Source organism: uncultured Capnocytophaga sp. (assembly GCF_963525585.1).
Classification (GTDB): domain Bacteria; phylum Bacteroidota; class Bacteroidia; order Flavobacteriales; family Flavobacteriaceae; genus Capnocytophaga.
The window spans coordinates 45,572-71,746 of the sequence record NZ_CAURLX010000008.1; the positions used below are offsets into that span (position 1 = coordinate 45,572).

Annotated in this window: 15 protein-coding genes; 7 read left to right on the forward strand and 8 right to left on the reverse strand. The window is 36.8% G+C overall.

Translation table 11 applies throughout. From position 1 onward, the window contains the following. Positions 1 to 37: 37 nt before the first annotated feature. A complete protein-coding gene (ileS, locus tag RYK20_RS03450; protein WP_314894430.1) occupies positions 38 to 3,454 on the reverse strand; it encodes an isoleucine--tRNA ligase in 3,417 nt (1,138 codons plus the stop codon). Between the two features lie 292 nt (positions 3,455 to 3,746). On the opposite strand from ileS, the gene RYK20_RS03455 reads away from it, so the two are divergent. Beyond that, positions 3,747 to 4,352, forward strand: a complete 606-nt coding sequence (locus tag RYK20_RS03455; RefSeq protein WP_314894442.1) for a SprT-like domain-containing protein — start codon at positions 3,747 to 3,749, stop codon at positions 4,350 to 4,352. A gap of 41 nt (positions 4,353 to 4,393) precedes the next feature. Here the strand turns inward: RYK20_RS03455 and RYK20_RS03460 are convergent, their stop codons facing one another. The 6 genes from RYK20_RS03460 to RYK20_RS03485 all read right to left on the reverse strand — a co-directional run bounded on the left by RYK20_RS03460 (position 4,394) and on the right by RYK20_RS03485 (position 15,484). Further along, positions 4,394 to 5,578, reverse strand: a complete 1,185-nt coding sequence (locus RYK20_RS03460; RefSeq protein WP_314894431.1) for an HmuY family protein — start codon at positions 5,576 to 5,578, stop codon at positions 4,394 to 4,396. Positions 5,579 to 5,590: 12 nt separating this feature from the next. Beyond that, positions 5,591 to 7,696: a TonB-dependent receptor gene (locus RYK20_RS03465; protein ID WP_314894432.1), complete on the reverse strand. Its 2,106-nt coding sequence runs from the start codon at positions 7,694 to 7,696 to the stop codon at positions 5,591 to 5,593. Continuing rightward, positions 7,689 to 8,555, reverse strand: a complete 867-nt coding sequence (locus tag RYK20_RS03470) for a lipocalin family protein (RefSeq protein WP_314894433.1) — start codon at positions 8,553 to 8,555, stop codon at positions 7,689 to 7,691. The genes RYK20_RS03465 and RYK20_RS03470 overlap by 8 nt, the downstream gene beginning before the upstream one ends. A 63-nt stretch (positions 8,556 to 8,618) precedes the next feature. After that, complete coding sequence (locus RYK20_RS03475) at positions 8,619 to 12,989, reverse strand: leucine-rich repeat protein (protein WP_314894434.1); 4,371 nt, start codon at positions 12,987 to 12,989, stop codon at positions 8,619 to 8,621. A 151-nt stretch (positions 12,990 to 13,140) separates the two neighbouring features. Beyond that, the gene (locus RYK20_RS03480) at positions 13,141 to 14,316 is read right to left on the reverse strand and encodes a leucine-rich repeat domain-containing protein (protein WP_314894435.1); all 1,176 of its coding nucleotides are present in this window, start codon (positions 14,314 to 14,316) and stop codon (positions 13,141 to 13,143) included. A gap of 7 nt (positions 14,317 to 14,323) precedes the next feature. Further along, a complete protein-coding gene (locus tag RYK20_RS03485; RefSeq protein ID WP_311457056.1) occupies positions 14,324 to 15,484 on the reverse strand; it encodes a leucine-rich repeat domain-containing protein in 1,161 nt (386 codons plus the stop codon). A gap of 392 nt (positions 15,485 to 15,876) precedes the next feature. On the opposite strand from RYK20_RS03485, the gene RYK20_RS03490 reads away from it, so the two are divergent. After that, a complete protein-coding gene (locus RYK20_RS03490; protein ID WP_314894436.1) occupies positions 15,877 to 18,909 on the forward strand; it encodes a thrombospondin type 3 repeat-containing protein in 3,033 nt (1,010 codons plus the stop codon). A 3-nt stretch (positions 18,910 to 18,912) separates the two neighbouring features. After that, positions 18,913 to 19,815, forward strand: coding sequence for a PorP/SprF family type IX secretion system membrane protein (locus tag RYK20_RS03495; RefSeq protein WP_314894437.1), 903 nt, complete (start codon positions 18,913 to 18,915; stop codon positions 19,813 to 19,815). 12 nt (positions 19,816 to 19,827) lie between these two features. Here the strand turns inward: RYK20_RS03495 and RYK20_RS03500 are convergent, their stop codons facing one another. Next, on the reverse strand, positions 19,828 to 20,370 hold the full coding sequence (locus RYK20_RS03500) for an isochorismatase family protein (protein ID WP_314894438.1): 543 nt from the start codon (positions 20,368 to 20,370) through the stop codon (positions 19,828 to 19,830). A 143-nt stretch (positions 20,371 to 20,513) separates the two neighbouring features. Between RYK20_RS03500 and RYK20_RS03505 the strand changes: the two genes are divergently transcribed. The 4 genes from RYK20_RS03505 to RYK20_RS03520 all read left to right on the forward strand — a co-directional run. Continuing rightward, positions 20,514 to 21,974 (forward strand): MFS transporter, encoded by a 1,461-nt coding sequence (locus RYK20_RS03505; protein ID WP_314603791.1) that lies wholly within the window; start codon positions 20,514 to 20,516, stop codon positions 21,972 to 21,974. Positions 21,975 to 22,052: 78 nt separating this feature from the next. After that, on the forward strand, positions 22,053 to 23,507 hold the full coding sequence (locus RYK20_RS03510) for an MFS transporter (RefSeq protein ID WP_314894439.1): 1,455 nt from the start codon (positions 22,053 to 22,055) through the stop codon (positions 23,505 to 23,507). Positions 23,508 to 23,529: 22 nt separating this feature from the next. Beyond that, positions 23,530 to 23,973, forward strand: coding sequence for a hypothetical protein (locus tag RYK20_RS03515; protein WP_314894440.1), 444 nt, complete (start codon positions 23,530 to 23,532; stop codon positions 23,971 to 23,973). A 173-nt stretch (positions 23,974 to 24,146) separates the two neighbouring features. Then, positions 24,147 to 26,175 (forward strand): DUF6493 family protein (locus RYK20_RS03520; RefSeq protein WP_314894441.1); only part of this gene is annotated, 2,029 nt, incomplete at its 3' end.

The following is a 26,175-nucleotide window of genomic DNA, read 5'->3' on the forward strand; positions in this document are numbered from 1 at the left end:
TTTTGTGAGGTCACGAAAATGGTTACTATAATCCAAATCAAGCCTTTTCCACCGCTATCTTAGTCACAATATCATCAAAAGCGACTTCTTCTCCTTGTAGAGTGTCAGCAAAAAGAATTTCGTTGGCTAAGGTCTCTTCTTTGATATAGGTTTCATTGGCTCGAACAGCCTGCTCAAGTGTGTCTTGCTGTTGCAAAAGGACACGAATCCTATCAGTTACTTCAAGCCCTGTATCTTTACGAATATTTTGGATACGGTTCACTAGTTCACGGGCGATACCCTCAGCACGTAGTTCATCGGTAATAGTAGCATCCAAAGCTACTACTAAGCCTGTAGAGGAACTTGCTACGAGCCAGCCTTCTATATCCTGAGAGGTGATTTCTACATCTGTTAGATCTAAAGTAAGCGTTTGTCCTGCAAGGGTAATCTCTTTAGTACCTTGGCGTTCAAAGGCTTGTATATCTTGTTGGGTAAAGTCATTGATCACCGCCGCTATATCCTTCATCTGCTTTCCGTACTTTGGTCCCAAAGTACGGAAATTAGGTTTAATCTGTTTTACCAAAATACCTGAAGCATCATCGATAAACTCTATTTCCTTCACATTCACCTCGTGCTTGATAAGGTTTGCCACCGCCAATATCTCGGCTTTCTCGGCTTCACTAAGGGTAGGAATAAGGATTTTCTGTAGGGGTTGGCGTACCTTGATCATCTCTTTCTTACGGAGAGAAAGTACCAAAGAGGAGATATTCTGTGCCTTCTCCATCTTGCTTTCCAAAGCCTTATCTATATAAGCGGCTTGGCTCTCTGGGTAATCAGTTAGGTGTACGGATTCGGCCTTGTCCTTACCTGTTACGGCATTAAGGTCTCGGTAGAGTCTGTCCATAAAGAAAGGCGCCACTGGAGCGGAGAGCTTAGCCACCACTTCCAAACAAGTATAGAGGGTTTGGTAAGCGGATATCTTGTCTTCTTCGTATTCTCCTTTCCAAAAACGACGACGGCAAAGACGTACATACCAGTTACTTAAGTTCTCTTGTACAAAGTCAGAAATAAGTCGAGTAGCACGAGTAGGCTCATAATCCAAGAAGGCTTCTTTAACCTTGGCAATAAGGGTATTGAGCTCGGAGAGAATCCAGCGGTCTATCTCTGGTCGTTTTTCCAAAGGCACTTCCGCCTCAGCATAGGTAAAGCCGTCCAAGTTGGCATAGAGAGCAAAGAAAGAATAGGTATTGTAAAGCGTACCGAAGAACTTGCGGCGTACTTCCTCTATCCCATCTACGTCAAACTTGAGGTTGTCCCAAGGGTTGGCGTTGGAGATCATATACCAACGTGTAGCATCAGCGCCATACTTGTCCAAGGTCTCAAACGGATCTATGGCATTACCCAAGCGTTTGGACATCTTTTGCCCATTTTTGTCCAATACCAAACCATTGGACATCACATTTTTATAGGAAATAGTATCAAATACTGATGTAGCAATCGCATGTAGGGTATAGAACCACCCACGGGTCTGGTCTACCCCTTCGGCAATAAAGTCTGCTGGGAAAGCCTTACCACTATCTATCAATTCCTTATTTTCAAAAGGATAATGTACCTGCGCATAAGGCATAGACCCTGAGTCAAACCATACGTCTATCAGGTCACTTTCGCGCTTCATGGGTTTGCCTGAGTCGGAAACCAAAGTAATCTCATCTACTATGTTCTTATGTAGGTCTATTAGGTCATAATTTGCCTCAGACATATCCCCTACCTTGAAATCCTTAAACGGATTCTCCTTCATCACCCCTGCCGCTATGGCTTTGTTGATTTCGGTAATCAACTCTTCTACGGAACCAATGATTTTTTCTTCCTTGGTATCCTCTGTACGCCAGATAGGTAGCGGAATTCCCCAATAGCGGGAGCGGGAAAGGTTCCAATCGTTGATATTCTCCAACCAGTTGGCAAAACGCCCTTCTCCAGTCGCCTTAGGCTTCCAGTTAATCTCTTGATTAAGTGCTACCAAGCGATCTCTTACAGCAGTCATCTTAACAAACCAAGAGTCTAACGGATAGTAGAGTACTGGTGTATCTGTACGCCAGCAGTGAGGATAGCTATGAACATATTTTTCTACCTTAAAGGCTTTGTTTTCTGTTTTGAGTAATATGGCAAGCTCCACATCCCAAGATTTTTCGGGAGCTTCCCCACTCTTATAGTATTCGTTTTTGATATATTTTTCTGCAAAAAGTTCAGGCACCTTGTCTCCTTTGAGGAAACGTCCTTGTAAGTCTATCAAAGGAACTAAGTTATCATTCTCATCTCTGACCAACATAGGTGGAATGCCATTTTCTTTCCCTACACGGGCGTCATCTGCCCCAAAAGTAGGCGCTATATGTACAATCCCTGTACCGTCCTCTGTAGTTACAAAGTCTCCAGATATCACTCTAAAGGCTTTCTCTGGGTTCTCTGCAGGAAGGAACCAAGGAATAAGCTGCTCATAGGTAGTACCTACCAAATCTGCTCCCTTACACTCAGCCAATATCTCATAAGGAATCTTCTTTCGGTTTTCGTCATTGGCATAAGCTACAAAATCTGCCTCTTCCGAAGTTTTGAAGAACTTTGCTCCAAACTGTTTTTCTACCAATTCCTTAGCCAACACTACTTGTATAGGTTCAAAAGTATATTGGTTAAAGGTACGTACCAAGACATAGTCAATATTTTTACCCACTGCCAAAGCGGTATTAGAAGGCAAAGTCCAAGGTGTGGTCGTCCAAGCCAATATATACACGGTACCCTCAGGAGAACCAAGTTCCTCCTTCGCTTTAGAAGAGAAATCCTTTACCTTGAACTGAGCGGTAATGGTCGTATCACTTACATCACGATAGCAACCAGGTTGGTTAAGCTCGTGAGAGGAAAGCCCTGTACCCGCCTTAGGCGAATAAGGCTGTATGGTATAGCCCTTGTAGAGCAAACCTTTGTTATACAATTGCTTAAGAAGCCACCATACCGTTTCCATATATTTGGGCTTATAAGTGATATAAGGATCGTCCAAATCTACCCAATAGCCTATCTTTTCGGTAAGGTCGTTCCATATATTTGTATAGCGCATCACTGCTTCCTTACAGGCTTTGTTATAATCAGCTACAGAGATTTTTTTACCAATATCATCTTTGGTAATGCCTAATTCCTTTTCTACCCCTAGCTCCACTGGTAGCCCATGGGTATCCCAACCTGCTTTACGGAACACCTGCTCACCCAATTGGGTATGGAAACGGCAGAAAATATCCTTTAGAGAACGCGCCATTACGTGGTGAATACCAGGCAATCCGTTAGCAGAAGGGGGACCTTCATAAAAGATAAAAGGTTCCTTCCCATTGCGGAAATCTATACTCTTTTGGAAGATATCATTATCTTTCCAAAATTGCAATATTTCTTGGGCTATCTTGGTCAGTTCTAAGGCTTTGTACTCTGTGAATTTCATTTTTTTATTATTAAATTGTCAATTATTGATTCCTACTTATTTTTGTTGTTAATTAAGTGAAGCAAAATTACAACTTTTTCTCAATAAATCAAGTATTATTTAATATTATGTTTATTTATTTGTGTATAAAATATTATTTTTCCCTTTAACTATATTTTTTTCTTAAAATATACAAACAAAGAACACTGCAATTCTCTTTTACAGTGTTCTTTTATCTTTATATGGCAAAGATATATTTTTTTGTCTTAAAAAAATATTTTTGCAAAAAAAATTCACTATTTTTGCACTCATTATGGAAGCCATTTTATACAAATACTTACCTTCTGAGGCGGTAATTCCGTGTTTTGAGCTCATTAAGAACTTAGGTATCTACCTAAAAATTGTCAATGAGCGACAAAGTAGGCACGGTGATTATCAGCGACTTCCTAATGGGCAACACAAAATTACCATTAATGCCAACCTGAACAAATATCGTTTCTTGATGACGCTTATTCACGAAATTGCCCACCTTGTAGCCATTAACAAATATGGTAAGCAGATAAAACCCCACGGTAATGAGTGGAAAACTACTTTTCAAGCACTGATGAAGCCTTTCCTGCGTCCTGAGATATTCCCTACAGAATTGCTTTCTTACCTTATTATTCACTTTCAGAACCCCTCTGCGAGTAGTGATACTGATGTACACCTGACTTTAGCTATGCGACAATATGATGAACAAGAACGAGTAAAATATTATGTATTTGAAATTCCTTTTGCCAATCTCTTTCGTACGGACGATGGGCGTATTTTCCAAAAAGGCAATAAAAAAATCAAACGTTATGAGTGTAAAGAGCTAAAAACAGGGAAAAAATTCGTTATTCAGCCTCACGCCTTGGTGGAATGGGTTCAAAATTTATAAATTTTATGAAGAAAGAGAGTGGATTGCTCCACTCTCCCTTATTATTTTAATAATTCGTACTCAAAAGCTGGATAACCACGTTCTCCTTTATCATTCTTCATTGATAATATCTTAAGCTTAAAATGGTTTCCATCTCCATCCTTGATCAAATAATAAAGTTCATTCCTTACAAGGTTTCCTAACTGATTATCTCTCCAGTTTCTCCCTATTATCATTTGATTGTTATACTTCTCCTGAGAAAAGTCTATTCTTAAGGCTTTTTCTTTATTATAAGCACTATATTCTTGATTGCGTTTTTCTTCACTCTTATCAGAAGATTGGAAAATGGTAGCTTTAGTACCGCCGTGTAAGTTACTTATAATCATATCAGGAAAATAAGTTACACTATTAGAAGGAGATGCAATTTTTTCCTTTTGTGTGCTAAACCAACTTGTTGAGGGAGTAAAGCACAAGTCCCAGTCTTTCTTTTTAGGCTGTACTTGCACTGTTTTCCCTGAGGAGAGGTTTAAGAAAATAAAGTTATATTCGGGATTTTTGGTGATTGTAAGAGTATTTATTTTCTCCAATTCATCATTCTTAGCATAAGCTATCTTATAGTCATTTCCACTTCGTGTGATACGGATTTTCATAAATCCTCGATGTGCCCCCTGCAAGTTTACCCCTCCTACCTCTGGAGTTGTTGTGCTTATCTCACTACCCATATTTAACAAATATACTTTATTCGCTTCTTCTGTTGAGGAAACTTGAGCGATAGCTGTACCAGTCCCTTCTAATCCTGTTTGCTCTTGCAAAATTCCTCTAGGATCATCAATCAAGTGCTTTGAGATGAGCTTCTGTGCGGGGAACCTAGGATCATCCTCAAAAAGAATTGAGCGGTCAGGAACTACAAACTTAGTGATATCGGTATATTCTGTTGGCTTTACCGACATTGCCAAAGAGGCATTGAGTAGCACCCTAAAATCCTCTCCACAGTAGAAAGCTAAGTCCCAAGTATCTCTCTTGATTTTGGTCATTTTCCCTGAACTCAAATCCACATACACCTGATTAGGCTGATTGGCTCCCCCTACTTCAGGGAGTACAGTGTAGGCTTTCCCCGCTTCTACAAGACCTCCTTGAGGTGCTTGAGGAACCTCAGGTATTAGAGGCTTTTTGGTTTCTTCTTCATTCTTTGAACAACTTGCTAGAACCCCTCCTAGAAGGGCTAACATCAAAACATATCTTTTCATAATAATACAAAATTAATAATTTATATTCAGATTATAAGTAAGCTTTAAGAAGTAACTCCTTCCGTATCCTATAGGGTAATTCAGGCGAGTTTTTTCTCCTGAGAGGGTCTGCCTATAAAGTCCTACATCTATCGTATTGAGGAGATTTCTGGCTCCCAAGGTAAGTTCTATTTTTCTATTGAAAAATTTCTTCTGAAGAGATATATCAAGCCATCCGTAAGGGTCTAGGTCTCCTATAACATAACCTGTGCTGGACATCTGCCACATCTGAGATTTACCTATAAATTTGTAATAAGCCGAGATAGAAGTATCCCATTTTTTAATCGTATAGGAAACACCCGTATTTGCATTGATATTCAACAGATAACGATCATCTGTTCTATATCTCTGATTATCAATTTTTTGAGAAATCCAAGCAAAAGAGCCTCCCAAGGTGATTTCCCACTGAGAGAGTTTTAAGTTATTTGAAATAACACAATTATAACTCTGGTATCGACTAATATTAATATACTGAGTGTGTGGAGTTCCATTATTCATATCCAGAAGAACATTATGAATTTTGTCCTTGATATTATTAAAACTAATTCCTAGATTATTCACCAGCATTCCATCTTCGTCCCATAAGGAAGTTTTCTTTAGGCTCGTTTCTGCTGAAATTCCTCTCTCAGGCAAGAGATTTTCATTACCTAAAAATGCGTGCCCCATAAAGACGCTCCGTGTATAAAGTTCCTCAAAACTTGGTGTTCTATAGGACTCTCCTACTGATGCTCTCCATTCCCAATGATTATCAAAAGAATATCGGCTTCCCAGAGAGTAAGCATATTGATTCCTGAAAAGATTCTGATAAGAAAATCTTCCTCCTGGACGGAGAGAAAACCGTTCACTAAGATTCACTTCCAAAACAGAATAGATATCATAGTTATCTATTTCTTTTTCAACCTTTTTGAGAGTCTGTCCTTCATCATTAAGCAAAGAAAAGCCTATATTATGAGTAAGTTCATATCCAAGTTGCCAATTATATTTTTTATTTGCAAAAGAATGACTTACACTTCCCGTAGAATAGAACACCTTCATAGAATGCGTTTTCCTCTTCTGGTTATTGATTTCTTTTTGAAAATCAATCATATATCGAAAGTTTTCTTCTTCTCTTTTTTGATATTGATAAGAAAAAGAAAAATTATAGAACCATTGAGAATATTGCCCATTCAAGTTCAAATGATGAAAATAACGTTGATAGAAATCCCTACGATCATTTCCAAAGCGATAACCTCCATAGATAGGACTAAATACAAATTCTGCTGTACGATCATAGAAATCAAATCTTTCATTCATATACTCAGCCTTATATAACAGATTGAACCTATCCTTGCGATAGCTCAACAAGGCGTTACTCTGGAGCGTCTCAAAAGGAGAAGTTCTGTAACCCCTTCTACCATCTGTTCTGGAATAGTTTTTCCCTTTGTAATCACTCCAAAAACCACTATACTTATTACGCTGTGTCCCTACTGATACATACCAATTATCATTAAAGCTATGAGAAGCTTTAAAACTCTGTATATGTCTCCCTTTGTTCAAAAAATTATATTCCTGACCTATACTTTCTTCCTGTAATGTATAACCTATCTCCCAAGGAAGTCTGCTTTTCTTCTTGGTGATAATATTAAGAATTCCTGTAACTGCATTAGCTCCGTGAGTAACTCCCATCGCTCCTTCTACAATCTCGATGCGCTCCACATCTTCGAGATTCACCTGAGAAAGATCCGTATTATTTCCAAAGCCATTCTCACTAACTAAAGGAATATTATCTACCAAGACTTTAAAATAATTGCCTCCAAGTCCCAAGAATGATACTGTCTGTTTTCCTGTATTTATATCAGGGCGAACAGTGATATTAATATACTGATTCAGTACATCAGCAAGATTTACAGCGCCCATTTTCTGAATTTGAGCTTTGCTTATCACCTGTACATTCTTGACAGATTTACGCACCGATTGAGGTTCTATCTGTGCTGAAACAACCACTGAGTCCAATGCAATTACTTTCTTTAAATCCTCCTGCGCCCATAAAGTACAGGAAAGTAAGTAAAAAAGGATTTTCAGAGAATTTCTGCTATTCATCATTATATTTTTTATCCTTTCGATAGAATTTTTGTTCTAAATCACCATTAGAAATATATCCAAATACCTCTAAGGTTCCATTATCTAAAAAGAATTCCCTGTATCCTTTTACTCCATTTCTCTTGGAAGTAACTATAATCCTTGTTAAATCATCAGAGATTTCATAGGTTCCTTGGTAAATAACTTCCTTACACTTGACACTTCCTAAATCATACTGATAAATCTTAACATCGGTGGTTGTAAATACAATTTTTTCCTTAGTCATACAATTCCCATTTTCCAATACATCATTATAATTATATCCAGCACGCTTCAAAGAATGAATATACCAAGTTCCTACAAGCTCTTTCTTAGGATTATATTCGTAATTTTTCTTATAAGAGGTCGTTACAGTAATAATATTTCCATCATTCTGTTTAAAAGGGTAAGCAAGTGTAAGAATATCTCCTTGTATTTGGTATGTATAAGTATCTTCTTGTGTTCCTTCCTTAAGAGTTAGCTTGTTTCCTTGAATATTTACAGTATATTGATGCAATTTGTGCTTACATTCTCCTAATTCCTTATCCAAGAAATAGGAAATTTCAGAAGCTTCATAATTTTTTTCAAAAGTAATAGAAGATTGCCTTTTACAATTGGATATTTCTCTATTCAGAGGATCATTACTATCCTTAATAGAAAGAAGTCGCCATTCTCCTAAGAGCTGTTCTTCTGTTGTTTTTCCCTTCACTGGAGGAGCTGGAGCAGGTTGTGGCTTCTCAGGAGTAGGAATGTTGGGCTCTTTTTCTTCTTGTGGAGCTTCTTTTTGGCAAGCGGTGAAGAGTAATAACACCGACAAGGAATGTATAAGTATTTTTTTCATTGTTGTTTATTAAAGAGAGCTTTCTGAAAGAATAAATTTCTTCCAGAAAAGCTCTATTGGTGATTATTTTCTTATTTTTCTTCCAGTAAGTTCAGAAATAGGTTTAATTTTATCTTTGTAAGGTTCCCAGTCCATATTTTTTCTATATTCCTCAACAAGATTATCAGGTACATAAATAGTAACATTCAGGTAACCTAATTCGTTATGGAAAGGAGCTACTTCAGTATGGCGTAATATAATAGTCTGTAAAGCATTACAATCATCAAAAGCTCCTCCTCTTATTCTATATACATTCTTGGGAATATCTATCCTTGTAAGTTTTGTACAACCAGAGAAAGCATTATTTCCTATTTCTTCTAATTTATCTCCTCCTAACTTAATAGAAGTTAAGGCTGTACAATTAGCAAAACCTTCTCTATCTATAACTTCGATAGTATTGGGTAGAATCACTTTTTTGAGGTTAGTAAGTCCTTTGAAGGCAGCTTCTCCTACCATTCCTATACTTTTTAATTCATCTATCTGAGTCATATCCACTTCTTGAGCATCTGTATCCAACCATTTATCAATAGAATATTTATCCCAACTTAAATTATATTGCTTCTCCACCGTAGCAGGAATTACAGTAATGGTTAGCTTACGTGATTCATAGTTTTCAGCTTCCTTATTATCTTCAGAATCCCCATCATTTTTTCCTTTCTTGCCTTCTTTTTCTTCCGTTATACTATTTAAATCACGAATGTAGAGCTCTATTTCTCCTTTTTTAACTCCTTTAATGGTTAAAGTACCAGCTACTTCATTAAGAGTAAGTTCGGCATAAGGATTTTCTGTTTTACTAAGTTGATATCTTCCATTTCCTGTAATGGTTACTATTTGGGATTCTCCAACTTTTACACGTACAGAGGAAGGAGAAATACTGAAAGGTACTAAGGCTTTGGTAACTTTTACAGTTAAGTCAAGTGTTTTATTAGCATTTACATCTTTAATAGTTACAACTCCTGTTCCTTCTTTCTTAGCTCTGAAAATAACCAAATGTTCTGTAGAAGAAAGAACTTCCACTAAGGAGCTGGTTCCAAACTCATACTGACCATTTCCCTCAAGAGCCACCGATCTGGTTTCTCCTACCTTAAAATCTATCCTAGAGGGTTCTATTCTGAAAGGCTTAAGTACAGCCGTTACAGCAACTGTAAGCTGAAGTGTTTTGTTAGCTTTGTTATCTTTAATAGTAATTGTACCACTTCCTTCTTTTATTCCTTTTATAATAAGTTGTTCTTTATTATTAGAAAGTTTTGTAGAGAAATAAGGACTTGTTCCTATGGTATAGTCATTATTTCCCATAATATTCACAGTGGCAGTTTCTCCTATCTTAATATTTAGGCTTTCTGGATCTATCTCAAATTCTTTAAGATCTTCTTTTACAGTTACTTGAAGGAAGATTTCCTTTCCTGATTTTTTATCCAATATTTTTATTTTCCCTTTACCAGGTTGCTTTCCATACACCTGAAGTTCCTCTGCTTTTTCCTCATTATACATAGCCTCAGCGTATTCATCATTGGTAATTTCATAATCTCCATTTCCTTTTATTGTTACAGTTTTGGTTTCTTCTTCATTTAAAGTAATAGAAGTAGGAGTAATCGAGAATTCTTTGAGATTTTCAGCAACAGTAACCATTACTTCTACCTCCTCTTGTGAAAGCCTATCCTTTAGAATAATCTTTCCTTGACCTGCTTTCTTTCCTTTAATTTGTAAGCTTTGCTTATCTTCTGATAGATTGCCATCAGCATATTGTCCACTGATTACCCCATATTGCCCGTTTCCTTCTATAGTAACTGACTGAGTTTCTCCAACTTTAAGAGATACACTTGTAGGGGTAACTTTCAGCTTCTTGAGAACAACCAATTGTACCATAAGTTCTTTATTGGCTGTTACATCTTTTATTTTCAAAGTCTCCTCTCCTGCTTTTATAGCCTTTACAGTAAGTGTTTTCTTATCTGAAGATAGAGTACATTGTGCCATTTGACTTGTTCCTAATTCATAGGTATCATTCCCTTGAATAGCAATTGTTTTCTCCTCTCCTACTTTAAGAGTAAGTTGCTGTTGTGATAGGCTAAATTCTTTCATAGGAGGAGCTACTTGAACTACTTTTACTGTAAGAGTCAAGGACTTGTTGGCTTTTTTATCTTTAATCTCTACTTGGGTTTCCCCTGCTTTTATTCCCTTTACAGAAAGCTTCTTTTTGTCATTGGACAAAGTAAGAGATACGTAGGAATTGGTAGGAATTTCATATTCTCCGTTTCCTTCTATAATCACAATAGCTGTTTCTTCCACTGTAAGATTTAACATTGTAGGGGAAAGAGAAAATTCCTTAATTTTTTCTGTTACTGTTACTTCTACAAACACCTCTTCTTTGCTCTTATTATCCTTAACAAGTACTTTCCCATTCCCTACCGCCTTTCCGTGAATCTGAAGTGTTTCTTTGTTCTCAGAAAGGCTCCCGCTGGCATATTGTCCATTAATCACAACATAATCTCCATTCCCTTCTATGGTAACTGATTTGGTTTCTCCTTCCTTTAAAGAAATACTTGTAGGTGTAAGTTTTAATTTTTTGAAAACAGTTATTTGGATAGAAATTATTTTATTAGCTTTTGTATCCTTGATAGTTATACGTTCTTCTCCTGATTTGATTGCTTTAATTGTAAGTGATTTATTATCAGAGGAAAGCGTCAGTTGAGAGGTCTGGCTTGTTCCTAATTCATATGTGTCATTACCTTGAATGGCAATTGTTTTTTCCTCTCCTACCTTAAGAGTAAGTTGCTGTTGTGATAGGCTAAATTCTTTTACAGAAGGAGCTACTTCGGCTATCTTAATAGTAAGATTTAAAGTCCTATTGGCTTTTTTATCTTTAATCTCTACTTGAGTTTCTCCTGCTTTTATTCCCTTTACAAAAAGTTTTTTCTTATCATTGGACAAGGTGAGAGATACATAGGAATTGGTAGGAATTTCGTACTCTCCATTACCATCTACAATAACTGTAGCCGTTTCTCCAACATTGATATTCAATATTCTAGGGGATAATACAAACGGATTAAGTACTGTAATAGAGAGTTCTACTTTCTCTTGAGTTACCTTATCAATGACAGTTACCTTGAAAGCTCCCGCTTTTTTTCCTCTTATGCCTAATATTTTTTGATTATCTGTGATGCCTATAAAAGCTATTTCTTTAGTAGCTTCTTCTCTTTGCAAATCATAATCATCATTCCCAGAAACTATTTCTAATTGCTTTACTTCATCTACAAAAAGAGTTACTTCCTTAGGAGTAATCTCCAAGTGCTTGAAAGCCTTATTTTTATTGATAAGCCTTGCATAGTTATGCCAGCCATCTTTGTCTCGGTAAGTTTGTGTAACGGTTTCTGGAACAATAATTTCTTGAAGAGTAGCCGAAGGAAATGGTTCTATAGCTTGGTGCGTACTAGCGTCTGTTCCAAAGCTCAATGTAGGAGGGAAAGTTGCTTCTACCTTAACTGTAGTTAAGGCTGTTTCCTGAAATGCAGCCAAGCTAATAAGAGTTACATTCTTAGGAATAGTAATTTCTTTGAGTTCCTTATTTCCTACAAATGCCTGCTGGCTAATGGTAATTAAGTTCTGAGGAAGTGTAACTTGAGTAAGACCAGCATCGGCAAAAGCTAAAATACCTATCTCATCTATAGTGTTGGGCAATTGAATAGTTTTCAGGCTTTTACAGTCCTCAAATGCTTTTTTAGGAATTTTTGTAAAAGATTCATTTTCAGGAAGAACAACTTCTTTTAGTGCAGTACATCCTGAGAAAACTCCTTCTCCTATAGCACTCACTGTATTAGGAAGTTTAATAGTTTCCAGCTGAGACACTGAAGCAAAAGCCTCTTTGGCTACAAAAGTAACTTTCTGAGGGAGAATTACTTCTTTCAGTGCATCATTATCCTTAAAAGCTCCTTCTCCAATAGTGGTAATTTCCTTAAGAACAGGATCAGAAGAGAAATCAAGACTTTGTTCTTGATTATTTTTCCACTTGATAAGTGTTTTTTTGTCCTCACTAAGTTCATAATAAGAAGTAGGAATTATCACCTGAATTGTAAGAGTTATCTCTGCTTTGCTCTTCAGGTCGATAAGAGTAGCTGTAGTCGCTCCTGATTTGAGAGCCTCTACTAGAACATTCGTATTTTGATTTGCTAAAGAAAGCTGAACTATTTGCTTACTTTCATCTGTTTGTACAATCCTATATTGCCCATTACCGGAAGTAATTGTAAGTGTGGCTGTTTCCTTCAGAGGAATATTTACCTCTTTAGGAGTGAGTACAAAAGGCTTGGCTAGAGATTCCGCTGGAGAATCATCTTTACTACAACTAACATATATACAGATAGTTGCAAGAATGGTTAAACTAATTAGGATTATTTTTTTCATTTAAAAAAGGTTTAATAAATCGTCTTTATTTTTAAGAAAACACCTCCCCGATTCTCCCTAATTGATTAGGAGAGGCTTATAAGAGTTAGAAATTTTTTTTAATGACTTTGCCAATGATTTTCACATTGGCAAAGCTCAGTATAAATAAGATTTATTTAGGCATTTGGGATAAAGGTTTTATCTTATCTTTATCTAATTCCCATTCTGGATCATTTTTGTAGAGTGTTACGCTTTCATCAGGAACATATATATCCACAAGTTCTTCAAAATCAGCAATATGATAATTTTGCCATTTGGGAATATCCTTAGAATGAAGTATAAGAGTATTTACATTATAACAATTCGAAAAAGCTCCCTCTCCTATAACCTCTACACTTGCAGGAATCTCAAAAGAGGTCAATTCAGTACAATAAGAGAAAGCATTACTTCCGATTTCTTTGAGACCTTCTCGTAGTTTCACTCTCAACAATTTTTCATTATTGGCGAAAGCATATCCTCCTATCTTTCGGACACTTGAAGGAACACTAATTTCCTCGAAACTAGCGTCAGAGAGAGAAAAATCACCTATTTTCTCTATTCCTTCATTAAGGTTGACAACCTTTAGTTTAGGACAGTTATTGAATATTCCTTTTGCTATTTCCTTAAGGCTTCCTGGTAGGGTAACTAACTCTAAGAAAGGAAGCTGGGAAAAAGCTCCTTCTTCTATAGTGGTTACATTATCAGAAATAATTACCGAAGTAAGTGCATAAGAGGGAGTAAAAGCCTCTTTGGCAATGGTGGTTACTTTACTCAAGTTAGAATCTGTACGCATATCCAGATGTACAGTGCGCTGGTTCACCCACGCCAAGAGTGTTTTACCATCTTTGCTTAATCTGTAATTAGGCCATTCGTCTTTGAGAGAGCGAGGAGTCTTATCACCCAATTTATAACCATTCCCCCAGCCTTCTGTACTTTTAGGTCCATAGAGCTTTTGTGCATTGGTATCTATATATAGGTCTCCTATCTTTCCTCTTTCTCTCTGAGGAATTCCTTTATCAGCAATAATGGTATTATTAGCCAAGGTTTCTTCACTCAGAAGTCTTATAGGATTTCTTCCCCAGCCTTGTTCATCTGTTTTAGGTCCATAAAGAAGCCCCGTAAGCTTATCTATATAATAATCACCTTTTTCCCCTTTATCCAAAGGAGGAACCCCTTGATCTATATAAATAGAACTTGCTTTTTTTACCTTAGTATGCTCAATTGTCTCCTTTACACAACTTACAGGAACAGTAGTTACCCAAAGTAGTCCTAAGGCAGATAATGTTATATTTTTTACTATATTTCCCATTGGAGTATTATTTGATAGGGTGAATAATATTCTTATAATCAGGCAATTGAGATTTATAATCTTCTATAAACTCCTCTGGGACATATATTTTCTCAAGAGTAGCAACTCCTTCAAAAGGACTTCCTGTACCCTGTCCTAAGCCACTTTCAGGAACATTCCCTCTGAAGGTAACCTCTGTAACTCCTGAATCCTTGAAGATTCCTGCTCCCAAGCCCTTCAATGAAGCTGGAAAAACAACTTTCTTAAGAGATTTACAAGACTGGAAAGCATTGGTATATATATTCTCTATCCCTTCTTTTAAGATAACTTGTTCCAGATTTTCACATCCTTCAAAAGCAGCTCCGTGTATATTTTTACAAGAGGAAGGAACCAGAACTTTTTTCAATTTTACACAACTTACAAAGGCTTGTTGTCCCAATGTTTCTAAGCCTTCAGGGAGTTCCATAACCTCCAGATACAAACAGTTCTGGAAAGCGGTTTCTTCAATAGTGGTTAGCTTTCTGTTGAATACAAATTCTTCCAAATAGAAACAATTCTTAAAAGCAGAGGCTCCAATAATTCCTACCTGACTACCTAATACAAATTTTTGTAGGGCACGTTGCTCTGAAATAGCTCCTATTTCAAGCTTTTCTACCTGATTAAGCTTAGCATCCTTGGTCATATCTATAACTTGAGTTTTAGGATTTGTCCAAGCCAATAGGGTCTTATCCTCATCTCCTAGGCGATAATCAGGCAACGATGCATCACTATCCTGATTAGATCCATTATTAGGATTTCCTCCAAGAACAATTCCATTTCCCCATTGATTTTGGGTTTTAGGTCCATATAACTTCCTTGTTTCTTTGTCTATATACCAATCTCCTTCATTTCCTTTTGTATTATCAGGAGCTCCTACCCCAGAGTGTATCTTAGTTTTTGCATCTTGATCTTTTCCAAAACGTACTGCTTGTCCCCAGCCTTCTGCTGTTTTAGGGCCATAGAACTCAGCCGTTCTCTCATTTATAAAATAATCCCCTACTTTTCCTTGAGTAGCCAAGGGAGCACTATCTCCTCTTATAATATCAGAACCTGCCTGTTCTACCTCACGTTCCTCAACAGTTTGCTTAGTGCAATTTACCATTGAATTGGTAAGTAATAACACCATAGCACAAATTAACATTTTTTTCATTTTATCTATAGTTTTATGAATTAAATTAAACTTCTTTTTATTTTAGAAACCAACTTTTATTTTGCAATCTAATTTATAAATAAACTTAGATTAAAGATAAATAAGAATTTCTGGCGCAAATTTACGTTTAATTCTTTTTTAATCCAAATTAAAGGTAACTTTTTTCATAAAGCATTGTAAAAAAAATATCTAATTTTAATCACAAATACAGCAATTTTTGCTAATTAAATTTCCTTAAATGTTAAATTTTGAAAATTAATATGCTAATTTACAGGTTATTAGATTTCAAAACGACTATTTTAATAAATTTTTATTCTTTTTTCTCAATAAAAAGTATTAATTTTGCAACATCAAAAAAAATCAATATACAGTCTAAATAAAAATATAAAATAATGTCTAAATTATTCTTATCATTAACATTATTTCTCTTCTTAGGAAACTTATATGCACAATCCTACTGGAAAGAAGATAATACAAAAAGACAAATTTCTACAGATAAAACCTACAAATACTACACTCTGGACAAGCAGGCTTTTTCAAGAGCTTTACACCAGAATTCTTCTCGCTCCAGAAATAATTATTCAATCATAGAACTTCCTGATGGAGAAACAATTACTAGTTACAAAGTTAAAAAAACAGCTATTCTCTCTGACGAATTAGCTCAAAGATATCCACAAATAGAAACTTATTCTGGTTACTCCTTAGAAAATCCTTCCAAATCAGTAAGCTTCACTTGGTCTCCAGCTGGGCTTTCTGTAGTATTTGAAGAAGACCTTAAGTATGCTTTTGTTCAACCTATTGACAAAAAAGGAAAAAAACATAAAGCTTACCAACGTACTGACGAAATAGAAACTACAGTTTTTGATTGTGGTACAAAAGCCTCTCCTCAAACAAATAAACGAACAAAAAGAGAAAGTAGTATGCTACGTAATGACTATCAAAGTGAAAATAGTCTTCGTACTATCCGTATTGCAGTGGCTACTACTAGTAGCTTTACTCAATTCTTTGGTAGTAAAGCAAATACATTAGCCCAAATAGTCTCTACTATCCAGAGAGCCAACCAAGTTTATCGTTCTCAAATGTCTATCCAATTCAGGCTTGTAAGCGGAGAAGAAACTATTATTGAAAATAGAAGTGATGATAATCTTACTAGTTACATTAACCAAAATTGGACAGGGTCTGTATTACAAAAATTCCTAGATGACCGAGTAGGCTCTGCCAACTATGATGTGGGACATCTGTTCCATAACACTACCAATGCAAATGGAAATGCTGGCTGTATAGGTTGTGTATGTGATGATGCCAACAAAGGAAAAGGATTCTCTGCTGGGAATCTCAGTTCTTCGGACTTAGATAGGTTTGATATTGACTTTTTCTGTCACGAATTGGGACACCAAATGGGAGCTAATCATACTCATAATCTCCAAAATGAAGGATATGGAGTACAAATAGAACCCGGAAGTGGTTCTACTATTATGGGATATGCCGGAATTACAGGAAATAATGATGTACAATCTCGTACAGACCCCTATTTTAATCATATTAGTGTAAAACAAATCGTAGATTATATAAAAAAACAAAGTTGTCCCACCCTAGAAACCATTACCAATTCCCCTCCTGAGATAGGAGAATTACACAATTACACCATCCCCAAAGGAACCGCTTATGTACTTAAAGGAACTGCCACTGACCCTGATGGAGATAGGCTTTACTATACTTGGGAACAAGAAGACAACTTAGGATCTATCACTTATGACCGCTTCTCTCCCAACATCCCAAGAGGACCTATGACTCGTTCTGTTCCTCCTAGTGAATCTTCTGAACGATATATTCCACGTATGTCGCGTATCTTACAAGGAACTCTTACCGAAAGAAATCCTAACCGTAGAAGTGTATGGGAGACAGTTTCCAATGTAAAAAGAAAACTTACTTGGGCATTTGTAGTAATGGACAAGAAAGTAGGTGAACGTAACAACAGAGAAAATGATCAGGTTACTGGCAATACCAGCTATGCTCTTATAGAGGTAAATGTAGCCTCTGATGCTGGTCCCTTTAAAGTTACCTCTGACAAAAAGAAATCATATTGGTTTATTAATAAGCCTCATACTATCACTTGGGATGTAGCTGATACTGATAAAAATAGCGTTAATACACAAAAAGTTACTATTTATTTTTCCAAAAATGATGGTGTTTCTTTCCCTACAATAATTGCAGAAGGAATTCCTAATAATGGAAGTTATACTTTCACTCCTTCAGCTTCACTAACTACCTCAGAAGGACGGTTTATGATTAAGGCTAATGAAAATATTTTCCTAGCTGTAAATCAGGGACAAATTACAGTCCAAGAAGATGGAGATATGGATGGGGATGGCATTGTGGATAGTGAAGACAATTGTATAGAAACACCTAACCCAGACCAAAAAGATACTGATAATGACGGAATTGGAGATATTTGTGATGATGATTTGGATGGGGATGGAGTTGCTAACTCCTATGATAATTGCCCTAATATAGCCAATGCCGACCAAAAAGATACTGATAATGATGGACAAGGAGATAGCTGTGATGAGGACAAGGATGGAGATGGAATCCCAAATGATAGAGATAACTGTCCTGATAAGTACAATCCTGACCAAAAAGACACCGATGGAGACGGAATTGGCGATATCTGTAGTGGCGATAGAGATAATGACAGAATACTAGATGAAAGAGATAACTGCCCTGATACTCCTAATCCAGATCAATCTGATATTGATGGTAATGGTATAGGCGACGCCTGTGATGATGATATGGATGGAGACGGAATCCCTAACGAAAGAGATAATTGCCCTAAAGTGTCCAACCCCGATCAAACAGATACAGATGGTGATGGCATAGGCGATCCTTGTGATGATGATATAGATAATGATGGCGTTGCCAATAGCCAAGATAATTGTCCATATACTGCAAATCCTGATCAGGCTGACCTAGATAAGGATGGCATAGGTGATGTGTGTGATAACGATATGGATGGAGATGGAATTCCTAACGACAAAGACAATTGCCCTACTGCCGCCAATGCTGACCAAAAAGATACTGACAAAGATGGTATAGGTGATGTGTGTGATAGTGATTCCGATGGTGATGGTATTGATAATGAAAAAGATAACGAATTTGATACAGTACTTATCCCTAATGCCTTTACTCCCAATGGTGATGGTATCAATGATAGTTTTTATATACAAAGAATAAGCCTATACCCTCAGAACACATTACAAGTATTTACTCACGAAGGACAACTTATTTATGAAGCAAGAGGGTATAAAAACCAATGGAAAGGTATAGGAAAAGATGGTCAAAAAGTACCTCAAGGATTCTATTATTATAAACTTACCATTGTTCAAACCAAAGAAATCAAAGAAGGATGGTTATATATTAATTATTAAAAAATGAAGAATACGCATAAAATCTTATTATTTTCAATCATAACAGCTTTCTACGGAAGTAACCTACAAGCTCAAGTAACAACTCATTCTGTTTTCTATAATGAATTACAAAATCTAAATAACCCTGCTGCTGTAGGGACAGAAAGTGGGCATAATATTTCTATCAGCCTTCGTAATCAGTGGTTACAATCGGCTAATAATGATAGCCCTCAGATACAAACCCTTAGCACAACACACTCAATAACCGACCGCATAGGGCTAGGAGCTTCCGTAGTAAGTGACAAGATATTCATACAACGACAAACTGCCTTCTTTGCAGATTTTTCTTATTCGCTTCCTATTACAGATGTTTCTAACATTTATCTAGGGCTTAAAGGAGGAGGAACTTTATACAACCTTGATGGAACACGCTTTAAGACCTATAATCAAGGTTACGACCCTTATTTGCAGGGAATTTCTGGAAAATTCCAGCCTAATGTAGGAGTAGGTATCTATTACAAACGACCTGAGTTCTACTTAGGAGCTTCTGTACCTAATCTTCTTTCCTCTGATAAAACAAGAATTACTGAGGAAAGGGTTACTACTGTATCAGAAAAAATGGTATTCTATGGACTGGGAGGGTATTATCTCCCTATCTCTGGGGATTTCACTGTAAAACCTTCTTTCCTTTTTTATGTTTCTAAAGATATTCAGTATCAGCTAAGTGCAACAACTTCTATTCTATATAAAGATATTGTAGAAGGAGGGGTTAGTTACAAAACTTCTCAAACTATAAATGGTTATATACTATTGAATATTCCAAAATTCTACTTATCAGTAGGTTACGGATTTGAAACCACCTTACAGCCCAATGTATCGGCAAGTGTGCGTAATATACACGAATTTATGATAAAATTACATTGGTAAAACTATTATTTTTTATTTTACTAACTTAGCAATTTCCTTAAAATGAGGATGTTCCGCAGATTGTAATAAAGCAAAAAGAGCTGCTTCCGTACTTAGGAGCTTAACTCCTTCATTCTGTAACATCATAAGCCCAATTGTTTTATTACTTTCTGTTCGGGAAGAAACGGCATCTGCTATCACAAAGACTTCATACCCTTGTAGGAGCAAATCTACCGCCGTCTGATAAATACATATATGTGTTTCAACACCTATTAGTAGTACTTGTTTTCTCCGATTTCCTTGTAGTTGTAAGCGAAAAGCCTCATTCCCATAAGCAGAAAATGTACTTTTAGCAATAGGATAGATTTCTGTGAGAAGTTCAGCTATGCTTGGATGTGTATATCCCAATTTTTCAGGAACTTGTTCTAGCCAGATAATGGGAATTCCTATCTTTTGGCAACCCTGAACTAGGACTTGGCTATTCTGTAATATTTTTTCCGATTCATATACAATCTGGGAGAGCTTTCCTTGTATATCAAGGATTATTAATTGAGTATTCTTCTCTGATAATATCATAAGTGTTTCTCTCTTTCTATTAAGCTAACAAAAATACTGATATTTGTTCTATCTAAAAAATATTTATTTCTATTTAACAAATTATTTGCTTTTGTATTTCCAGAAATAATAGTAATTTTGTTTGATAAAAATCCTATATAAAAATGTCAGAAAATAGAAAGTCTTTTTTACAAACTATCAGCTCCTTCTCTCCTACTTTTTGGGTTGCAAATTTTTTACAGATTATGGAACGAGGAGCTTGGTTCGGTGTTTTTGCTCTTTTAGGTCTTTATTTGGTAGCCTCTACTGATGAGGGAGGGCTCGGATTAAGCCATATACAAAAAGGAAATATACTAGCCAATGTAACCGCTATACAGTTCTTCTTACCGCTTTTCTTTGGAGTTATTGCCGATAGAATTGGTTATAAGCTTTCTTTGATTATCTCTTTCATTATCATAGGGATAGGATACTATCTGATGGGAACTGTTAGTAGCTATTGGGCAATATATTTAGCTTTTTTATTTGCGGCTATAGGAGGAAGTTTCTTCAAGCCTGTAGTCTCTGGGGTTATTGCTCGTACTACAGATGAGAGCACACACACTATGGGATTTGGGCTTTTTTACCTGATGGCAAATATAGGAGGTTTTTTTGGTCCTGCTTTATCTTCTTACTTGCGTACCTCTATGGGATGGCGTATTATTTTCCTACAAGGAGCCATTGTAATCCTTATTAATCTGCTTGTTGTATTATTTTTCTACAAAGAGAAGAAAATAAGAAGAGAGTATAACGTCCCTATTCTAGACGAAATAAAAGGCTCTTTCCATAGTATTATTGATACCCTCAAGGATAAGAAGTTATCCATACTCTTAGTTCTTATGGTTGGCTACTGGATGGTGTATAATCAGCTCTTCTATACATTACCTAACTTTATAGAAGACTGGATAGATTCTACTCCACAAAGTAATTGGATTAACGAACATTTACCTCTCTTAGGAACTACCCTTACTGAAAATGGACAGATAAAGGCAGAATGGTACGGGAATCTTGATTCAGTGATGATTATCTTCCTTCAAGTCAGCATTTCCTATATGGTGATGCGTATGAAGCAGGTCAGCGCTCTGATTCGTGGAACAGTCATTGCAACTCTTGGAGTCGTACTCACTTTTGTTTTTAACAATGTATGGTTCACCATCATAGGAACTGTTATTTTTGCTGTAGGAGAGATGATTGCAGGTCCTACAATCTATGCTTATGTTGCACAAATCACTCCTCGAGGAAAAGAAGCTCTCTATCAAGGAACTTTATTTCTACCTGTGGCTGTAGCCAACTACCTTACAGGATTTGTTACTGGAGATTTGTACCAAAAATGGTCAGACAAATATTCTTTATTACAGCTTGAGTTAGCCAAACGCAATATTGTAGTACCTAAAGGACTCACCAAGAAGCAATATTTCGAGTATGCACAAGAAAAATTACAGATGTCCCATAGTAAAATCACTGAAATGCTTTGGAATACTTATCAGCCCAATAGGCTTTGGTATATAGTACTTGCAATGGGTGCTTTCACAGCTATATCCGTATTTATTTATAATAAATATACTATTAAAAAACAAAATTCTATTTAAAAAGGTAAAGAGATAACTATTTTTATTTTGAATCTGATAAAAAAGTAGTATTTTTGCCCTCTTTAAAATAGTATTTTGATGTCTGAAAACAAAAGATCTTATTTACAAACCTTAAAATCTTTCTCTTCTACTTTTTGGGTAGGGAATTTTCTACAACTCACTGAACGTTGGGCTTATTTCAGTATTTTCTCTTTGCTGGCACTTTACTTGGTTGCAGGTACTGATGAAGGAGGCTTAGGACTCACCCATACCCAAAAAGGAAATATTATGGCCCAAATTACCGCTATTCTATTTCTCTTACCTTTGTTCTTTGGGGTCATTGCTGATAGAATTGGTTATAAGCTCTCTCTGCTGATTTCTTGTCTAATTATGGCTGGGGGTTACTACCTGATGGGGACAGCAACCTCCTACTGGGATACCTATTTTGCTTTTCTTTTGGCTGCTATAGGGTGTAGTTTCTTTCGCCCTGTGGTACAAGGGATTATAGCACGCCATACTGATGAGGGTAATAGTACCTTAGGCTTTGGCTTCTTCTATATGGTTGGGAATATTGGAGGATTATTAGGTCCTGGTGTATCCTCTTACTTACGTACTACAATGGGCTGGAAGGTCATTTTCATACAGGCTACTGTAGTGATTCTTTTTAATCTTTTAGTAATTCTTTTTTTCTACAAAGAACCTAAAATAGAAAGAAAATATAATATACCTCTGCTAACTGAGATAAAAGGTTCCTTACAAAATATCATAGAAGCCCTCAAGGATAAAAAACTAACCTTATTACTACTCCTTATGGTTGGTTTTTGGACTGTTTATAACCAATTATTCTACACTTTACCTAATTTTATAGAAGATTGGGTGGATTCTTCTCTCCAGAGTAATTGGATTAACCAAAATATTCCTTTTTTCGGAAGTACTTTTACCGAAAATGGACAGATAAAAGCTGAATGGTTCGGGAATATTGATTGTGTAATGATTATCCTCACACAAATGGCAATTTCCTACTTCGTGATGAAGATGGATCAGGTATCTGCTATGATTCGTGGGACGATAGTGATGACCATTGGAGTTACTCTTACTTTTATGTTCAAGGAGGTTACCTTTACTGTATTGGGAACGGCTCTCTTTGCCGTAGGTGAAATAGCTGTAAGCCCTACCATATCGGCTTTTATTGCCAAGATCACTCCCAAGGGTAAGGAAGCTCTCTACCAAGGAACCTATTTCTTGCCTATGGCTTTAGGAAGCTATCTTACAGGTTTTTTTACAGGAAATATGTATGATAAGTGGTCTGATAAGCACTTTCTATTACAAATGGAAATGAACAAGCGTGCCATAGCTATGCCCAAAGGCTTAAGCAAAAAACAATACTTTGAGCAGGCTCAAGATAAATTACATATGAGCGCCACTGAGATTACCGACTTACTATGGAACACCTATCATCCTAATAGATATTGGTACATTATTTTTGGATTGGGGCTACTTACTGCTATCCTAATATATCTTTTTAATCGTTACCTAAAACGATCTACCAATTAGTCAATTCATGAATCCCTAATATATGAAAAAAATACTATTCTTATGCTTATTCCTTCCCTTATTGAGCAAAGCACAGGATTTTGACAGTTGGGGAATGAGATTGGGTTTCACTCATACCAATCGTTCTCATAACTTAGGTTTTGTGGGAGCCTCACTCAATTATTCCGACCAAGGAAATGGTTATTTTATAGCCATTCCTACGGCTGGAACTTTCTATGCGGGTACCCATATAGGAGCTAATCCTACATCCTCTAAAGTTCAGCTAATTCCAGAAGTAGGCTTTGAAGCAAGTATAATAATATTGGGCGCAGGAATCTCTGTCAATACCCAGGCTATACAGCCTCGTATAGGACTTTCCATTCTAAATATGCTCAGTGGTCATATAGGCTATTCGCTCCCTTTCAGAGAGAATGCAACTTTTGAGGGAATAACTTTTACACTTGCTCTAAATGTTTTTGAAAATTAATTTTTAGAGTCTTATCCAATATAAATCATTTATTTTTCAAATTCTTAGAAATAAGAAAAAATAAAAGATTCTCTATTTTCTACATAAAAGGAAGCTATCCTTACTTAAGGAAAATTTTCTCTGAAAAAACGCACTCTACTCTTTCCTTATCTACTAATCAATAAATTGCCCTTATGCTTGAACACTTAAAAAAACTGATTACTACTCACGATTTAAGCGCTCTCTTTTCCTTCTGCAGTAACTTAGCAGATAACGAGCGCCTTGCCCTATTAGAGGAATTCCAACAGTCTAAATGGGGACTTAAAGAATCTTTTTGGGATAAAGGTATGTTTGATTTGCAACCGCCTAATAATTCCGATTACGAGTTTATTATAGCACTATTCCTCCTTACCCGAAGTGTGGAAGAATACCAAACGCTCAGTATTCACAAAATATGTGGCTATTATCTAACAAGTTCCCGCTTATTTAGCAACTCAAAAGCGCTACATATCCTCCCCAAAATCCTTCAAGAGGAAAAGTATCGCTTTATCTTGGATTTGTACCACTCCGTAAAACCTGAAGACAGAGAGTTTATTGCGTTTGAAACCTATTGGGTACTTTATAAGGCGGGAGAAATTCCTTTTGATGAGGCACTTTTTACTAAAAATATCACTGCTACCTATCTCTATGATGATAAAAAAGTCCGTTATACCGATTTAGTGCTACACGACCAAGAGTTCCACGACAAGATTTTTAGGCGTTTGCACTGCTATGAAAACCAAATGTTCAACGATGCCAAGCCGTGGGAGGCTTTCTTTACACATCTGCAAAGACAAGGCTATGTATTCGATAGAAAGTACATCCCCGAACTTTTGGAGAGCCTGCTCAACCCTTGGAAAAAACCTCATCTCAATTGGCACTGCCGTTGGGTTGAGTTCTTAGAACCTACTACAGAGGAACTCCTCGCCTGCCAGCAAATCCTCTTTGCCTTGCTCAGTACAGGCAACACTAACCTCATCAACTTTGCCCTTAAGCATATACAGCAAATTGCCAGCGAAAAGGCTTTTGACTTCCAAGCCTTCACCGATAACTTTGCGCTTTGCTTTACTACCCAAAAGATAGCTAAATCACAGCTTATAGGTTTACATATTTTAGAAAAACACTACCAGAAACAAGCCCCTACCAATCCTGACTATCGCGAGCAATTAGCGGTACTTTTTACTGTGCCCGATGCCAAACTCCAAGAGAAGGCTGCAAGCTTATTAAAGACTTATTTTGGAGGAGAGGGATTAGTAGAAGTAGTAGTACCCTATCAGGATTATCTAAAAGGTAAAGCTCTAGAACTTTTCTCAACCCTAAGTCCTACGCCTATTCAGAACAATAATCTTTCCTCTCAACTTATGGATTGTCCCCCTTTGGAAAATCCTGTGAGAGTAGCCTATGCGGCAAGGCTTGAAACGCCCACGACTCCCGAAGCCCTATTATTCTTATTGGGCGACTGCCTCCGTGAGCGTACCCCCCAGACTATTGACATTTTCTTTGAGGGCTTTAACCAATTGCAAGATGACTTCCCTACTGACTTCAAGGAGCAGTTGGCACCTTACCTCAAGCAATTAGAAAGACACTGGAACGGCATTGCCTCAGTGCCCATCTTGCGTTGGTTTTTACAGCGTTGGACAGGGGATAAAAAGAAACTGAGCAAGGAGGAAGAAGAATTCTTCCTCTCCACCCTCCCCTATCTATATCACAAAGCTCAACATCTGTTGGAGAATCGCAAGAAGAAAAACAGACACCCTTTTCTCTCCACCCCTACACACGCCCCCTTCTATATAGAGGCAGAGGTGCTGATGGATAGGCTTTTACAATACGAGGCTCAAGGTAAAAATCCCGACCTCCACGACTTGGTAGTGGCTTGCAACCGACTGCTCTTTAAGGAAGTCTCGGCAGTAGCCAAAGAAAAAGCCCACAAGCTCAAGGGCGCCTACGCTCCTGCTATTGAGTATTATATAGGTCTTACGGATAAAGTGCAACCTACTGAGGAACTTTTGCCTCTTTGGACGCAAATCACTCGTATCAAGCACCCTGATAAGGAATTTGTGGAGTTTGCCAATACCTCAGCTAAGGATTTCCCTACCGTAGTAAAACCTTTTATGATTGATTTCTGGATAAAAACGCGCAAGCAAAGCGATGTTACCTTCCATTACCTGAACTTAGAGGACAATT